10 protein-coding genes are annotated in these 16,940 nt (G+C 42.3%); 7 read left to right on the forward strand and 3 right to left on the reverse strand.

Translation table 11 applies throughout. The features are described from left to right. Window positions 1–100 precede the first annotated feature (100 nt). From V7K84_RS23500 to pip, 5 genes are all read left to right on the forward strand, one after another. Window positions 101–757 carry a DUF928 domain-containing protein gene (locus tag V7K84_RS23500; RefSeq protein WP_334841587.1) on the forward strand — a complete coding sequence of 219 codons (657 nt, stop codon included), beginning with the start codon at window positions 101–103 and terminating at the stop codon, window positions 755–757. 237 nt (window positions 758–994) lie between these two features. Then, complete coding sequence (locus tag V7K84_RS23505; RefSeq protein WP_334841842.1) at window positions 995–2,323, forward strand: IS4 family transposase; 1,329 nt, start codon at window positions 995–997, stop codon at window positions 2,321–2,323. Between the two features lie 152 nt (window positions 2,324–2,475). Continuing rightward, the gene (locus V7K84_RS23510) at window positions 2,476–6,636 is read left to right on the forward strand and encodes a two-partner secretion domain-containing protein (protein WP_334841588.1); all 4,161 of its coding nucleotides are present in this window, start codon (window positions 2,476–2,478) and stop codon (window positions 6,634–6,636) included. 111 nt (window positions 6,637–6,747) lie between these two features. After that, the gene (locus tag V7K84_RS23515; RefSeq protein ID WP_334841589.1) at window positions 6,748–10,167 is read left to right on the forward strand and encodes a two-partner secretion domain-containing protein; all 3,420 of its coding nucleotides are present in this window, start codon (window positions 6,748–6,750) and stop codon (window positions 10,165–10,167) included. A gap of 238 nt (window positions 10,168–10,405) precedes the next feature. Further along, window positions 10,406–11,344, forward strand: coding sequence for a prolyl aminopeptidase (gene pip / locus V7K84_RS23520; protein WP_334841591.1), 939 nt, complete (start codon window positions 10,406–10,408; stop codon window positions 11,342–11,344). A gap of 137 nt (window positions 11,345–11,481) precedes the next feature. On the opposite strand, the gene V7K84_RS23525 is transcribed toward pip, so the two are convergent. Beyond that, on the reverse strand, window positions 11,482–12,033 hold the full coding sequence (locus V7K84_RS23525; protein WP_334841593.1) for a pentapeptide repeat-containing protein: 552 nt from the start codon (window positions 12,031–12,033) through the stop codon (window positions 11,482–11,484). A 113-nt stretch (window positions 12,034–12,146) separates the two neighbouring features. Here V7K84_RS23525 and V7K84_RS23530 point away from each other — a divergent pair, with 113 nt between their 5' ends. After that, the gene (locus tag V7K84_RS23530; protein ID WP_334841594.1) at window positions 12,147–12,788 is read left to right on the forward strand and encodes a DUF4232 domain-containing protein; all 642 of its coding nucleotides are present in this window, start codon (window positions 12,147–12,149) and stop codon (window positions 12,786–12,788) included. Between the two features lie 101 nt (window positions 12,789–12,889). Next, entirely contained in the window at window positions 12,890–13,681 is a 792-nt protein-coding gene (locus tag V7K84_RS23535) for a GH25 family lysozyme (RefSeq protein WP_334841595.1), read from the forward strand. 110 nt (window positions 13,682–13,791) lie between these two features. Here V7K84_RS23535 and V7K84_RS23540 read toward each other — a convergent pair whose 3' ends face one another. Both V7K84_RS23540 and V7K84_RS23545 read right to left on the reverse strand, forming a co-directional pair. Beyond that, complete coding sequence (locus V7K84_RS23540) at window positions 13,792–14,229, reverse strand: NUDIX hydrolase (RefSeq protein ID WP_334841597.1); 438 nt, start codon at window positions 14,227–14,229, stop codon at window positions 13,792–13,794. 291 nt (window positions 14,230–14,520) lie between these two features. Then, window positions 14,521–16,683, reverse strand: a complete 2,163-nt coding sequence (locus V7K84_RS23545) for a glycoside hydrolase family 10 protein (RefSeq protein ID WP_334841599.1) — start codon at window positions 16,681–16,683, stop codon at window positions 14,521–14,523. Window positions 16,684–16,940 lie beyond the last annotated feature (257 nt).

A 16,940-nucleotide genomic window follows, 5' to 3' on the forward strand; every position in this document is an offset into this window, starting at 1 on the left:
CGCCATACAATCAACAGCATTTACCATGAGTCATCAACATTTCGGATTTTGGCAAAATAAGCGCAGACTTACAAGCTTGGTTGTAGGAGTAGTTTTTCTTATGACCGCAGTCCCAGCATTTGCTCAGTTTAAACCACGCGATCGCAAACCAGCCAGCGGAAATACCCGTCCGGCTGGTTCGCGTGGATGTTCAGCTAACGGGATACCATTGACGCAGCTTGCACCTCAGACATTTATTGGTAAAACCGCTTCCACGCGTCCAATGTTAGCTTGGTATATGTCAAGTTCCCAAAATGCGCGATTCCAACTGTATGAATTTTATTCAGCTAACACCGTTAAAAAAATTGGGCAAGTTAAAGAAATACCCACAACAGTAGGGATTAACAAACTAAAACTTCCCGTTGATTACCCCGAACTCACAGTTGGTAAAACATATTTATGGCAAATTGCAATTGACTGCGAAAACGACACGATTATTAGACGTGCAGAATTTACCGTTATCAATCCTCAATCACTTGCTAAAAATCGATTTACGAGCATTCCACAAAGCATAAATTATTATGCTGAAAATGAACTGTGGTATGAAGCCCTGGAAGAAGCGTTAAAAGCAACTGCTAATGGTAAACTGGGGCAAACTGGAGCAACTTTAGTTAAAGAGCTAGCACAGTCCGAAATGCTTATCGGCGATCGCGTAGATCAAAAAAAGATTCAGCAACGAATTGAATATCTCCAGAAAATTGCCGGCGAAAAAATATAGCAGTTTTCATTTTGATGCAACACACTCTGACCTCACTCCAAATCCTGAATTTACCCCCCTTAATCCCCCCTTATAAAGGCTACGGTGTACACACAAGTAGAAGTAAACTACTAGGGGAAGGGATTTGAGGGGGCAAATGAGAGTGGAAAATCCAATAAGAATTCATGCTCAACTCTGGTCAGGAAAAGCATTTGGCGACCCAAGGTTGATAAAAAGGGGGCAGCATTGTACGAAGCAATCGGAAAACATCAATCAGTCAGCGTCCGTCAAATAAGTAGAAACAGAGCAGAACAAGTAGCCTACTACCGCTTTTTGGAGAATGAGAACGTCACAGTAGGGGAATTAATCCGAAGCCTCAGCGACCACTGCATATTGCAGGTAGAAAGAAAACATGTATTAGCAATAAGTGATACTAGCGAAATTAATTTGCAGTCTCATGTAGGCAGGTTGAAAGCAGAGGGTCTAGGTGTAGTGGGAAACAACACAGATGTAGGATTTTATATTCACCCAACCCTAATATTGGATGCAGAAAATGGATTTCCCTTGGGGATAAGCACAGTACAACTGTGGACTAGAGACATCAACCATGCGGATAAGCACGAACGAAAGTACCAAAAATTGCCGATATTTGAAAAGGAATCATATAAGTGGCTGCGTTCGGCAACGGATACTCAGCAATGTTTAAGTGCTGGTGATGCCAAAGTGGTAACTCATATCGCCGACCGAGAAAGCGATTTATATGAGGAATTTGCTACTGTCCCAAATCAAAACAATCATGTATTGGTAAGAGCGCGTCAAGACCGTCGCCTTGCAGGACAGACTCAATCACTTTATACGTATTTAAACCAACAGTCTAGCGAGGGAACTTATACCGTGGATGTCCCCGCAGATCCACGTCTTGGTAGAACGGCAAGGGAGGCATTATTAATCGTTCGCCGTGCGGTAGTGAAAATTCAGCGTCCAGATAAATTGAATTCCCAAGATTATCCTGCCAGTGTGACGCTTTATGCAGTTGAAGCCGTTGAAGTCAACTCACCCAAAGGTCAAGAACCGATTCATTGGCGATTATTGACTACTCATCAAGTCGTTTGTTTAGAACAAGCGCTCTGTGTCATTAGATGGTACACATGGCGATGGCAAATTGAACAACTGTTTGCCACTCTCAAAACTGCCGGATTAAATCTCGAAGCTACGCAATTAGAGTCGATTGCTGCCATCCAGCGACTAACTGTGTTGGCTTTGTCAGTTGCTGTCCAAATTTTACAACTGATTCAGGGACGGGATAATCCTGATTTGCCTGCAACTATTGCCTTCTCGGATGAACAACAGCAATGTTTGTCTGCGATCGCACCAACAATAGATGGAAAAACTCGACTTCAACAAAATCCCTATCCTCCTCATTCCCTATCTTGGGCTACTTGGATTATTGCTCGACTTGGTGGTTGGTCTGGTTATAGGTCTCAAAAACCTCCAGGAATTATTACTTTAGTTCGTGGACTTTATCAGTTTGAATCCACCTTTCTTGGCTGGAAACTCGCTCTAGGTCTACTTGTGTGTACACCGTAGCCTTTCTAAGGGGAGGGTTAGGGTGGGGTAAAACCCTGGTTAATCAGCTATTTCAGACTTGTGTGTACGCCGTAGCTCCTCTTAGGAGAGGGTTAGGGTGAGATCTGTATTAACAACTAAGAACCGCTATAGAAATAGTACGGAGAATAGAGATGGTGAAAATTTGGTGGTTTGCTGTCACAGGATGGCTGGGATGCGTGGCAGGTATTGCAGTTTATATTCATCCTGCTGTTGCTCAGTTAACTCCCGATAATAGCCTGGGAAAGGAGCGATCGCAAGTCATTCCCATTAATCCAAACAATGGCCGTATCGAGGGCGGTGCAGCTCGTGGTGCTAACCTATTTCACAGTTTTCAAGATTTTAACATCGGTGAGGGTCAAGGCGTTTATTTCGCTAATCCAGAGGGGATAACAAATATCTTTTCTCGCGTTACTGGTGGTAACTCATCGAATATTTTCGGGACATTGGGAGTCTTAGGTAATGCGAATTTATTTTTGCTCAATCCCAATGGCATTTTATTTGGTAAAAGTGCCAGCTTAGATGTGCAGGGTTCATTTGTGGGCACAACAGCGAACGGAATTCAGTTTGGAAATCAGGGGGTTTTTAGCGCGACGAATCCCGAAGCAGCACCATTATTGACGATTAATCCTTCGGCGTTGTTGTTTAATCAAATCCAAGCGAGTGCAGGAATTACTAATCAATCGCAAGCATATGCTGGTAAAAATCTTATTGCTGAAGATGTCACGGGTTTGCGAGTTGCTGATGGTAAAAGTTTGCTGCTTGTTGGTGGAAATATCAATATTGATGGTGGGAGTATTCGCACTTATGAAGGAAATATTGAGTTAGCAGGTTTGGCTGCACCAGGAAATGTCGGATTAAATATCACAAGTGATAATATCAGTTTGGTAGTGCCTGATGGTGTAGAACGAGCAAATGTTTCCTTCAATAACGCCGCAGAAGTTAATGTTAGAGGTGCGAATGGCGGGAATATTAAAATTCATGCCCGTGATGTGAATTTGGCTGGAGAAAGTAAACTCAGAGCAGGTATAGAGACAGGTCTAGGAACACCAAATAGTCAAGGTGGCAATGTTGAAATTAACGCCACAGGAACCATAAATCTCACTGATGCCAGCTTTATTTCCAACACATTGCGAAAAGACGCTGTTGGTACATCAGGTGACATTAATATAAAGACAGGTTACCTGAATTTAAGTAATGATTCATTTCTAGATGCCAGTACTTCTGGGCAAGGAAATTCTGGTAAAGTTTCCATCTTAGCTAAAGATAACATTGCGCTTACAGATAGTAGCGATATTTATAGTTCTGCGGAAGAAGGGAGTGTAGGTAATGGTGGTAGTATTAACATTCAAACAGGTTCTCTTTCTCTAGCGCAAGGTTCCCAACTCAACACCAAATCTTTCGGACAGGGAAATGCCGGTAGTATCAATATTAATACGAGTAATGGCATAAGTTTAGATGGTTTTGTAGATACTACTTTAAGGGACGGTAAACCAGGTCGAATTTATAGCCGTATTACTAGTATCGTCAACTCAGAAGGTACAGGTAAAGCTGGAGATATTCAGATAAAAACAAGTTCTCTCCAATCAACTAATGGAGCATTTATTAGCAGTGGTACCTTTGGTAAAGGCGATGGAGGAAATATTACGATTGATGCTAATAATATTGCTTTGGATGGTGATAGTTTTATTGACAGCGAAGTATCGGCAGATGGTGTAAGTAAAGCTGGAAATATCTGGGTTAATACTGGAACTCTCTCATTATTGGGTGGTTCACAAATATCTACCGCCGTTTCTGGTAAAGGTGATGCAGGTAATATCTTTATTAATGCCCGCGACACAATTCAGTTAGATGGGATAGTTGGCTATTCTATTGCTGGTATCAAAAGTTATGTGATAGCTGGAGGTGTTGGTAATGGGGGAAATATAGAAGTCACAACTGGCTTGCTATCGTTGACAAATGGTGCAAGTATTGATACAGGTACAAATGGAATAGGTAACGCAGGCAATATCACCATTAATGCCCGTGAAACTATTAATATAGACGGTTTTGGTAGGGCTTTTATTGAACAATTAGGAGAAGGTAAACTACCCAGCCGTATTAGTAGTGACGTTAGTTCGGATGGTGTAGGTAAAGGTGGAGATATCCGCATCAGTACCAGAGAATTATTCTTAAACAACAAAGGTAAAATAAGTGCTGATACCTTAGGGCTGGGTAATGGAGGTAATATTTTTATTCAAGCAGCAGAAAAAATTTTACTCAGCGATACTAATAATATTGGTTTTACTCAAATTAGTACTGCTGTTATCGATAAAAGTAGAGGTAATGGTGGCACTATAAACATTCAAGCTAGAGATTTATCATTAGACAATGCTGCGATTAATGCCTTTACAACTGGTCAGGGAAATGCTGGTAGTATCTCTATTAAAGTTGACGATACCTTATCTTTAAATAATCAAGCATATTTTAGTAGTGCAACTTCAGAATTAGTAGGTAATGGTGGGGATATTGATATCCAAACAGGAAAGTTTTCTTTAGATAATGGCTCTTATTTCTTCGCTAGCACTTCTGGTAAGGGAAACGGTGGTAATATCTCAATCCAAGCAACAGACACAGTTTCTCTTGCCAATAACAGTAGTATAAGTAACAGCATCTCCAAAACAAGTGTAGGTAATGCCGGGAATATTAATATCTTTGCAAAGTCATTTTCTGTAAGCGGAGAATCTGCCATTTTTAACAGCAATCTTGGTGGTAAAGGTAATGCTGGCAATATCTCAATAAATACAAAAGAGAATGTTTCTTTGACAGGTGGTTCTTACCTGAGTGCTAGTACATCAGGTGAAGGTAATGGCGGGAATATCAAAATTCAAGCAGGTGGTGCTGTGACAGTTTCTAGACGCAGTGAAAGACTTAGTAGCGGAATATCTAGCGGCGTGTTGGAAACTGGTGTAGGTAACAGTGGTGATATTGAGATTGTAGCCCGTAGTTTAGAGCTATCTGATGGCGCTGATTTGTTTACATTGTCTAATGGTAAAGGCAACGCAGGTAATGTCTTAATAACTACATTAGGTAACACAACAATCAAAGATAGTAATATAGCAACATTTATTGCCACAGATGGAAGTGCTGGTAAAATTGCAATTCGAGCAGGTGGTGATGTCTTGATTTCGGGAAAAAGCAATTTGTACTCCATTCTTAACCTAAATGCAGTAGGTAAGGGTGGAGATATTGAAATTCAGGGGCGTAATTTTTCTTTATCCGATGGTGCTGCTCTATATTCCACTACTGCTGGTAAAGGCGATGCTGGAAATGTGCTAATAAATGCCACTGGTGACATTTATTTCACAAATGGTTCTAACATCAATGCTGCAACAATTGGACAGGGAAATGCAGGTAACGTCACCGTTAATGCTGGCGGTAAATTCTCTCTTCAGGGGACAACTCCCAATGGTTTTAACTTTGACACTGGCATCTTTAGCATAGTCACAATAGATGCAGGATTCACAGGTAAAGGTGAAGGCGGCAATATTAACGTTACAGCCCGTGATTTATCTCTCAATGGTGCAGCTTTATCTGCTAGTAATCTTGGAGATGGAGTTGCCGGGAATATTAACATTAATTCAGGTACTGTACAACTAGATAATAAAGGAATCATTGCTGCTGTAACTAACTCTGGTGATGGTGGAAATATTAACTTAACCGCTACAGATTTATTACTATTGCGTCGTAACAGCAATATTACTACAACTGCGGGGTTAGCCAAATCAGGTGGCGATGGCGGTAACATCAATATAGACTCAAAATTCATCGTCGCCAGCCCTGAAGAAAACAGCGACATCAGCGCCGATGCATATACTGGTTCCGGTGGAAGAGTCCAAATCAATTCGCAAGGAATCTTCGGTATCGAAGCGCGGACAAAACCAACCGAAAAAAGCGATATTACTGCAAGTTCTCAATTAGGTGTTTCAGGTATAACAAATATTAACGCACCCGATACCAGTTACATTCAAAACAGCTTTACCGGATTATCCCCAAATGTCATCAATACTAATGCACTGATCGCTAATAGTTGCATTGTTCGCAGTTCAAAACAACAGGGTACATTATTCATCACGGGTTCTGGTGCTTTACGTAGTAGTCCGGGAGATGGATTAATTTCAATCTATTCGACTGGTGAAGTGCGTAATGTTGAACCAATATCGCAGACTTGGAAAAAAGGCGATGCAATAGTTGAACCACAAGGACTTTATCGACTTGCTGATGGACGCTTGGTACTCAGTCGAGAATGTCATTAAAAGGGAACTCTTAATAGCAGGCTTAAAGGTCTTCTGGTGCTTGCACAAGCCTCAGATAACATTACCTGAAAAGGAGACAATTGTCCAAAATTTTCTTAATGGATACCGAAAATGACCTTTAAAATCCATTCATCACAAGATAGGCAATTATTACCAAACAAAAGCGCAGAAGTTATGGTGAAGATTTGGTGGTTTGCTGTCACGGGATGGCTGGGGTGCGTGGGAGCAGTTGCAGTTTCTATTCATCCTACTCTTGCTCAGTTAACTCCCGATAACAGCCTGGGAATAGAGCGATCGCAAGTTGTTCCTTTCAATCAAAAAAATGACATTATCGATGGTGGTGCGGCTCGTGGCACCAACCTATTTCACAGCTTTCAAGATTTTAACGTCGGTGCTGGTCGAGGCGTTTATTTCGCCAATCCAGACGGGATAACAAATATTTTTTCTCGGGTTACTGGTGGTAACTCATCAAATATTTTCGGAAGATTGGGTGTATTAGGTGATGCAAATTTGTTTTTGCTAAATCCAAATGGCATTGTATTTGGGAACAATGCCAGTTTAGATATACAAGGTTCTTTTTTGGGAACAACAGCAAATAGTTTAGTCTTTCCCAATGGGATAGAGTTTAGCGCCACAAATCCCCAAGAACCACCGTTATTAGCTATCAATGTACCAATTGGCTTGCAGTTTGGTTCACAACCCGGAAGTATTACTAGCCAAGCAGTGATTCGGAATTCACGGGGAAATGCTGTTGATGGTTTGCGTGTTGGATCTGGCAGTAGTTTAGCATTGATTGGCGGTGAAATCACCTTGGATGGTAGTGTTTTGTTTACTCAAAATGGACAAGTGAAATTGGGAGCAGTCACTGGAGATACAACTGTTGGGCTAAATGTCAATGGCTCCTCATTGGGTTTTCAGTTTCCAGAAAATTTCGGACGCGCACCCATCAACTTAACGAATGGTAGCTTCATTCTTGCAATTGGAAATAGTGCAATTGAACTATTTGGGGGAGAGATTGGACTAAACGGTTCCATTCTTGGCGGTAGCAATGGTGGCTCGATTGTAGTTGATGCAACTCAACTTAGTTTGGATAACAACTCTGGAATTCAGAGCGGTACTTCTGGTGCAGCCAAGGGTGGTGATATTCAAATTCAAGCCAGCGATGCAGTAACTGTCGCTAACAGCAGTCAGATTTTATCTGCTAGTAGCGCTTCTGCTACGGGTGCGGGTGGTGATGTTACTATCAATGCCGGGAAAATCACAATTACCGGAGATGGAGATGGACAAAATAGCGGTATTATCTCTACATCTAGTCTTGGTAAAGGCAATGGAGGGAACCTGACTTTAAATGCTACTGAGTCGGTTAACATCAATGGTGGCTTTACCTCTGTTATATCTGGAAGTGCAGGTAATGCAGGAAACTTGACAATACGAGCTACAGATGCCGTCAATATCACTAACCAAGCTTCTTTAGGACTCGGAAGCTTTGGTTCAGGTTCAACAGGTAATCTGCGGATTGAAACGGGTACTTTCCGAGTCCAAAATAATTTCCCAACAGGGGGAGTGACAGCACTTACATCTGGTGGTGGAAATGTCGGTTCTATTTCTATTCAGGCTCGGAATGCGGTTGAGGTAACTCAAAGCCAGATATCTACAGCTATTGTTACACCACGCGGAAGTAAAACTCAAGCAACAGCAGGGGATATTACTATTGAAACCCAGCGACTCAATCTCAAAGATGGAGGTTATGTCAGTACAGATACTTTTAGCAGTGCAAATGCAGCTAACATTTTTATTAAAGCTAGTGAATACGTAGAGATTAGCGGTTTCTCTAGCTATGTATCAAGCAGTACATTTTCTGGCTCAGGAAATGGAGGTAATGTAACGATTGAAACACCGCGAGTCACTGTCAGTCAAGGAGGACATATAGACACCACATCCACTGAAAGCAGTGGTAATGCTGGGAATATTACCATCCGCGCCAAAGATGTAGAATTCGATGGGTTTGTTTTGGTACCTAAAGAACAGTTTTTGGCTAGACTAGGTCAAGCTGATGCAGAAGAAATTTTGTCTGACCCTCTAACACAAGAAATTCTGTCTCGGTTCGGGGGGACTTTTTATAGAAGTAACTTATCCTCGGATGTGTTGAGAAGTAATGCAGATGTGCGGGGTGGCACGATAACTATTGACACGGAACGGTTGCGGTTGAGTAATGGTGGAAATATATCAACCTCAGTGTTAACAGGGGGTAAGGGACAAGGGGGTAATTTGGTGGTTCGTGCCGCAGATTCTATTGATATTACTGGGGTTGGTGGAGAACTACTAGATGGCTCATTTGCAGGATCGGGTTTATTTGCAGAATTGCAAACTGGAGCTATTGGTTCTGGTGGCAGCATTGATGTTACAACAGGACGCTTAAACCTCAGCAATAACGGACAAATTTCTGCCTCTACATTTGGTCAAGGCAATGCCGGAAATATTGGGATTAATGCCAGTCAAATTGATTTACGTGGAAGTAGTGGTATCAGAACTCAAGTTGACAGTGAAGCTAAAGGTAACGCAGGCAATATCAGCATCAAAACTCAACTATTAAATGTACAAGAAGAATCCCAAATATCATCAGGAACTCAAGGGAATGGAAACGCGGGGAATTTAACGGTAAAAGCTGATAACATTATCCTGACTGGTCCAGACAGTGAGTCTGCAACTGGTTTGCTATCATCAGTTGACGAAGGGGCTAATGGTAAAGGTGGTGATATAGATATTACTACCAATCGCCTGACTGTACGTGATGATGCTGAAATCGTCTCTGGCAGCCTCGGTACGGGTGACGCTGGAAATATTAGAATTAAGGCTAATTTTCTAGAAGTTCTTGGTAAAGGCAGTGCGATCGCTTCTTTGACAAATGCAGGTAATGGTGGTGACATCAACCTCGATATCGCTGATTTATTACTGTTGCGCGATCGCGGTTTAATTTCAACCACCGCAGGTAGAAGCCAAGCTGGTGGCAATGGCGGTAACATCAATATCAATTCTAAATTCATCGTCGCCATCCCCAAAGAAAACAGCGATATCAGCGCCAATGCATACACTGGTTCCGGTGGAAGAGTCCAAATCAACTCACAAGGGATTTTCGGTATTGAGTCGCGTCCAAAGCCAACCGAAAGAAGCGATATTACTGCAAGTTCGGAATTAGGTGTATCAGGTATAACAAATATTAACGCACCCGATACTACTTCCATTCAAAACAGCTTCAGTGGAGCATTTCCAAATGTCATCGACACTAATGCACTGATTGCTAATAGTTGCGTTTCGCGCAGTTCCAAGCAAGAGGGTACTTTCTTCATTACTGGTTCTGGTGCTTTACGTAATAGTCCGGGGGATGGATTAATTTCAAGCTATTCGACTGGTGAAGTGCGTAATGTTGAACCAACATCGCAGACTTGGAAAAAAGGCGATCGCATAGTTGAACCACAAGGGCTTTATCGACTTGCTGATGGACGCTTGGTACTCAGTCGAGAATGTCAGTGAAGCAATTTTTAGATGATATCATGTCCACTTGATTGCTTATTAAACCCAAAGAACCCCACCCCGCCAAAGCTACGCTTTGTCTTCCCTCCCCGCTTGCGGGGAGGGGTTGGGGGTGGGGTGTAATGACTGTGGTTAGCATAACTAATTGACGGATAATTTCCTGTAGAGACGGCGATTTATCGCGTCTTTCTAACCGTAAAAATGAATTTGACAGACTATTACTGATAAAATATGCAAAATGCGAGAACTTTACCCAGCGATCGAGCCTTACTTAGAAGGTAGTTTACAGGTTTCCGACCTTCATACTATCCATTTTGAAGAGTCAGGAAACCCGCAAGGTCAACCCATCGTTTTGCTGCATGGGGGCCCTGGTGGTGGATGTCCAGCTTTTTATCGGCAATATTTCCACCCAGAAAAATGGCGGTTAGTGATGTTTGACCAGCGCGGTTGTGGTCAAAGTACTCCCCATGCAGAATTACGAGAAAACACCACTTGGGATTTAGTAAGTGATATCGAAAAACTGCGCCAACATTTAGGTATAGAAAAGTGGGCGGTTTTTGGTGGTAGTTGGGGTAGTACTTTATCATTAGCCTACAGTCAAACCCATCCCTCTCGATGCACAGGATTAATTCTGCGTGGGATCTTCATGCTGAGGCAAAAAGAGTTGCGCTGGTTCTACCAAGAGGGTGCTAGCTATATTTTTCCTGATGCTTGGGAAGAATATCTCAAACCAATTCCCGTAGATGAACGTGACGATCTGATTGCAGCATATTACAAACGCTTGACCAATCCAGATTTAGAAATTCAATTAACAGCAGCGCGTGCTTGGTCAATTTGGGAAGGTAGTACCAGTAGACTTTTCTTAGACCCAGAACTGATGCAAAAGTTTGGCGAGAGTGAATTTGCTTCAGCTTTCGCTCGGATTGAATGCCATTACTTTATGAATAAGGGATTTTTGGAAACAGAAGATCAATTACTCTTAAATGTAGATCGCATCCGGCATATTCCGGCTGTAATTGTTCAGGGACGCTATGATGTAGTCTGCCCAATGATATCAGCTTGGGAATTACATCGCGCTTGGCCAGAAGCCGAATTTATAGTGGTTTCTGATGCCGGACATTCGATGAGTGAACCAGGAATTCGTAGTGCTTTGATTGAGGCAACAGATAATATTTAATTCGGTTAGGTAATCTTTACCAGGATGCGAGGTGATTTTGTAGTAGCTACTTTGTTTGATGGGAATTTTGATGCGATCGCTAACAATTAAAGTTGACATTTCTAATTATTATCGCGGCAAAAGATGAGGAATTTTTATCATCTGGCATCACGACCATTCCCCCACTGGGGACCTTCTACTTCAATTCCATCGGGCATAGTGGTACGCCAGATCAAATTCCAGCCACTACAGATAAGACCACTTTCGGTGTGGGCACCTTGGAATTCAGCCTGAGCGAGAATAGCACGCTCGAAATACCCGATTTGAGTTCCACGAAAGGTGGAACCACAGGCATTCATGTAATCCAAGTCGCTCCCGCGCAAATCGGCATTGTCGAAACAGCTCCAATACAAGTTAGCGGCGGACAAATTAGCGTCACGAATAATAGCCCCAACCAAGGAACATTCTCTCAAGAAAATCCCCCCCAAATCGGCTCCAGTCAAATCGGCTCGCTCCAAATAGACTTCATGGAGGTAAGCCCCTCGCAAGTTGATATCTCGCAAAACCACACCGTCGAGGTCAAGTTTCCTACCATATTTGGAGCGACGAAATCCATAGAGTCCATAATGAGCCAATTTGATTCCAGCAAAGTTACGTTCCCCATCAGCATACCGCTCCAGCAACTCCTCAGCAGTAATTTCCCAGACCATTATTTACCTCCCGCATTAACTAACATATACAGCAACGCTAACTCTTGTAAATTTGGAAACTTACAATGTATATGAAGCATCAGTGTAAGTAGTTCACTATAAAAAAAGAAGATATGCGAATTCTATTTATGGAAAGCAGTCTGTTATTGCTCCTGACTGCGGTGACAACTGGCTGTGTCAGTTCTCCCTCTGTTACCAAACAGACACAAACCTTACCAACAATCACTGAACAGCCGACAAAAGAAGCTGTGTTGAACTCAACACTTACACCGACTGCAAAACCGATAGAGCATTCTACCCCTGAAGCCACTACTGCCACCAATCCGACGCGCTGTGAAACTAGTCAATTGTCAGTGCGTCGAGTCTCCGAAGATGCTGGCGTTGGGAATGTTGCAATTACCTACGCCTTCACCAATAACGCCTCATCCCCTTGCACCCTCTACGGTTATCCGGGATTGGCACTACTGGATGCAAAAGATCGACCTTTGCAGGGGATTAAAGTTATTCGCTCCAAGGATACTTACTTTTCGAGTAAGCAACCTCGACAACAAGTAACTCTAGCTCCTGGAAAACAAGCCTCATTTCAGATAGCTTACAACCACATTAGTTCTCCAGATCAAAACTGCCCAATGTCTAGTAAAATTCAAATCACACCTCCTAATGCTTACGAGCACTTTACCCTTACAGAACAAATCAAGCCTTGTACAGGCAAAGTTAGAGTGACTCCAGTACGATCTGCTGACACTCAACCCTAGTAAATTTCTGTAATTAACTCAAATACCCAGAAAAAGCATAAATTTAATCAAAGCCTCTGATAAGTTCGCTATTGTACTAATCAAAAAGGTTAAAAAATCCTATGGAAGGAATTGATGTTGCCGATCAAGACGGCAGAGTAGATTGGACGGCAGTAAAAAACTCTGGTAAAACTTTTGCCTTTGTCAAAGCCACAGAAGGAGTAAGCATTAAAGATTCTGCTTTTGCTCATCACTGGCAAACCATGAAAGCTGTTGGTCTGATTCGGGGTACTTATCATTTCTTTCACCCCCATACATCTGACCCGGTTCAGCAAGCGAAGGAATTCTTAAAAACATTGGGCAAATTAGAACCGGGAGACTTACCACCAGTTTTGGATGTAGAAGTAACTGATAAAGGAAGTAGCCAAGCTGTAATTAATGGAGCGAAGTTGTGGTTAGCAGAGGTGGAAAAAGCCCTTTTGCAACAAACAAAAAAACCAATCAAACCAATTATTTATACCTTTCCCAGTTTTTGGACGGAACTTGGTAATCCATCGGATTTTGCTAGTTATCCGTTATGGATTGCCCACTACGGAACTAGGAACCCAACTATTCCTGGTGCTTGGCAAGGACAATACTTAATCCATCAATATGAAGGTGATATATCTGGTGTAACTGGTGTTAGTGGTCGAGCCGATTTGAATAGATTTAATGGATTGCAGCTAGGAGATTCTGGGCTAAGAGTAAAACAATTACAACAGCAATTAAAAGATATTGGATTATATACTGATGCCATTGATGGGCGTTTTTCTGAATCAGTTAAGAAAGCAATTGTTAGTTTTCAAACATCTAAGAAATTGCAAGCTGATGGAATTGTCGGTATAAAAACTTGGGTAGCTTTATTATGGATTTAAGTAATTGGGCGTGAATAAACAAAGGTTTATAGTAAGGTTTGGAGCTTTGACTACAAACCTTTTATTAGTTTTGTATTGTATAATATAGTTTAATTTTTTCTGCCCACTACTTAACATCGTAATGCACAAAATTGGGATTTTACCTGAAAGAAACCTTTAAGGATTCGTTTGAGTGAATTAAACTTAACCCGCCTGATAGCTTTATTCACTTCTACCCACTGCCGTTTTCTTTTACTTGCTTCGGGATAATCTTCACTCAGCATATCGACTGATAGTAAATACATCTTGACGCAGTAAATTTTGCCTTGTTTGCGGTACTTGTAAGTTCCCACTTCATTTGCATCCACTTGCCCTATTATCCCTGCTTCTTCCCACGCCTCTTTGGCTGCGGAATCAGGTGGACTCATGCCATTAGGAATATCTCCTTTGGGAATCACCCAGTGTTGAAAGTCACGAGTTGTAATTAGCAAGATTTCAACTTTACCATTGTTTACTCTGTAAGGAATTACCCCAGACTGTATAAACACTTTACTGGCTTTTCGACTCATGTAATTTACATCCTGTACGTCCTAGATTTTTTGTACAATGTTTACTTCAGAAATTCTAGAGCTGATACCGGATAAATTTGGGTTAATCTTAAGTTATGAAAAGGTTAAAACTATTTTTTGCTTATAATAGTTAATTATTCAAAAAATTTCCAGCGTAAGTGTTTGCGCGGGTAATTATGGTTTTGATGCCGCAGTTACACTATTGTTAGACTTGTTTTATCTTGAAGAGTCAGACTCCTATTCGTCAGTTGTATCCATAAAAGTTGTGGGTAATCTGGGCAGCACTGTTGTTCAACTAACTGTAATAACTGTTCCCGCACTCTCGTTAGCTAATCTATCCACTGCACACACAGCATAGCTTCCCGCTTGTTGGACGGTAGCGAAGGTTGTGCCGGCAGACAAAATTCGCTGAATTGTCCAAGTATCGCCACTCAGCCGATAAAGTGTCCAGGAACGAACTGGCTGATTATCTCCAGGCTGCCAACTCAGTTTGCGGTTATTGACTTGTAATCCAATGGGTGGAGGTGGTGGTGTTGTATCCTGCCAAGGTAAAGTTGGCGGTAGCGCGGGTTTGTTATACAGCAGACTTTGGAATTTATCAGCAATGCCCTGACTATTTTCTGTCAAAACACTGAGATTAAAGAAAATATTCCCCAGTGACAACTGTCCAGCTTGGCTACGACTAATTTTCACCTGCTTTTCAATCTCATCACTTTCCCGACTCTTGTTGCTTGGTTCTGTCAGATTATTACCAGCGTAAACGTGTCTTTGTTTTGTGTTTACTTGTGTCCACCATTTTAGCAACGCCGGATAACTTTGTTGTGGTTGGTCTGTGCGCCAGTAAAGTTGAGGAGCGATATAATCAATCCAGCCTTCTTCTAACCATTTTTTTGAGTCAGCATACAGCACGTTGTAAGCATCCAAGCCAGTAATACCCGCGGGTTGTCCGGGGCGATAAATTCCAAAAGGACTGATACCAAATTTAACGTCGGGTTTGGTTGTTTTAATCCCTTGCCAAAGGCGCTGTACCATTTTGTTAACATTGTCTCGTCGCCAGTCGCCAAGGCTGAGTGTACCACCAGCTGCTTTATATGCAGCGTAGGTTTTATCATCGGGGAAAGGTTGTCCCTCAATGGGATATGGATAGAAATAATCATCTAAGTGAATGCCATCAACATCGTAGCGCTTCACTACATCGAGAATTACGTTATACGCCCTATCCTGAACTATTTTTAGTCCTGGGTCCATCCAGCGTTGTGTTTTCCACAAATAAACGCTTTCTGGATTGGTAGCTGCGATGTGGGGACGGACTGTTTTAGCTGGGTCGGTGGAAGTGCTAGCGCGGTAAGGGTTAAACCAAGCATGGAGTTCAATATTGCGCTTGTGACATTCTGCGATCGCAAACGCTAAAGGATCGTAAAATGGTTCCGGTGCTTTCCCTTGAGTTCCTGTAATCCAAGCACTCCAAGGCTCTAATTGAGATTCATACAAAGCGTCTCCCTCTGGTCGCACCTGGAAAATCAGAGCATTAAAGTTTAGCGCTTGTAATTTAGTAATAATCTCGGTAAGTTCTGCTTTTTGTTGAGCAACAGAAAGTCCCGGTTTGGAAGGCCAATCACCATTCCACACAGATACTACCCATGCTCCCCGGAATTCCCGGCTATGATTTACCCTAACGCTACCGATAGGTGTGGGCGTTGGAGTTGGAATTGGAATTGGCGTTGGAGTTGGAGTTGGAATTGGAATTGGAGTTGGAGTTGGAGTTGGAATTGGAATTGGAATTGGCGTTGGAGTTGGAGTTGGAATTGGCGTTGGAGTTGGTGTCGGTGTCGGCGTTAATATTGGCGGCTGTACTAAGTAACTAGAGGCAATTTTTTCTGCCTGACCTAAATACACCAAGGCTTGATAAATAATCACTGCCACATCTGCACGGGTGGCTGCGAGATTAGGATTGAGTAATTTAATATTTGGAAAACTAACCACCAATCCAGCGCTGGTGGCAATAGCTACGTGATTTCTACCATACTCAGGAATCTGTACAGAATCCTGATAAATTTGTGAAAGTTTTGAGAGGAGGTCAGGTTTTACCTTGGTAGCAATTTCTAAGCCTGCTACCAAGGAAACCAAGACTTCTACTCTAGTAATTCGGTTAGCGGAACGGAAAGTTTTATCAGGAAACCCGCTAATAAATGCTTTTTCGTAAGCTGTTTTAATGGCTGCTGCTGCCCAATAATTTGTGGGTACATCAACAAAGGGAACATACTGCCGCTTCTTGGAAACTGTCCCAAATGCGTTAGCAATAATAGCGGCAAATTCAGCACGGGTAAGTGAATTATCGGGGCGATAAGTGCCATTAGGCAGCCCACTGACAATACCGCGTTGGGCTAAGGCTGTAATAAATGAGCGTGCCCAATGGTTTTGAATATCCGAGAATGGAGTAGCAATTGATACCATTGTTAATTGCAGCTAGCTGGCCTTGATTTTGATTTCCTTTGTTAATTTAGCAATTTTGTTGGCGTAGGCATAGCCAGGCGTAGGCGTCGCTGCTGCAATGTCTTAGTAAATTGTCACTACTCAAGATTGGCCATTGGGCAAAACAGTGCTGAGTGCTGAGTTAGGAGTTATTCTCCCCTACTCCTCCGGTTACTGAGCGCAGTGGTTGGCGTGGTAACAGAGCGTAGTCGTTCGCGCAGCATCTCGTAGAGAAGTGC

The sequence above is a fragment of the Nostoc sp. genome (assembly GCF_036917315.1).
Lineage (GTDB): Bacteria > Cyanobacteriota > Cyanobacteriia > Cyanobacteriales > Nostocaceae > Nostoc.

Coding starts and splice junctions, on each gene's coding strand:
- V7K84_RS23535 (WP_334841595.1), top strand. CDS start 12,890: ATGGAAGGAATTGATGTTGCCGATCAAGACGGCAGAGTAGATTGGACG.
- V7K84_RS23540 (WP_334841597.1), bottom strand. CDS start 14,229: ATGAGTCGAAAAGCCAGTAAAGTGTTTATACAGTCTGGGGTAATTCCT.
- V7K84_RS23500 (WP_334841587.1), top strand. CDS start 101: ATGACCGCAGTCCCAGCATTTGCTCAGTTTAAACCACGCGATCGCAAA.
- V7K84_RS23530 (WP_334841594.1), top strand. CDS start 12,147: ATGCGAATTCTATTTATGGAAAGCAGTCTGTTATTGCTCCTGACTGCG.
- V7K84_RS23515 (WP_334841589.1), top strand. CDS start 6,748: ATGACCTTTAAAATCCATTCATCACAAGATAGGCAATTATTACCAAAC.
- V7K84_RS23510 (WP_334841588.1), top strand. CDS start 2,476: ATGGTGAAAATTTGGTGGTTTGCTGTCACAGGATGGCTGGGATGCGTG.
- V7K84_RS23525 (WP_334841593.1), bottom strand. CDS start 12,033: ATGGTCTGGGAAATTACTGCTGAGGAGTTGCTGGAGCGGTATGCTGAT.
- V7K84_RS23545 (WP_334841599.1), bottom strand. CDS start 16,683: ATGGTATCAATTGCTACTCCATTCTCGGATATTCAAAACCATTGGGCA.
- pip (WP_334841591.1), top strand. CDS start 10,406: ATGCGAGAACTTTACCCAGCGATCGAGCCTTACTTAGAAGGTAGTTTA.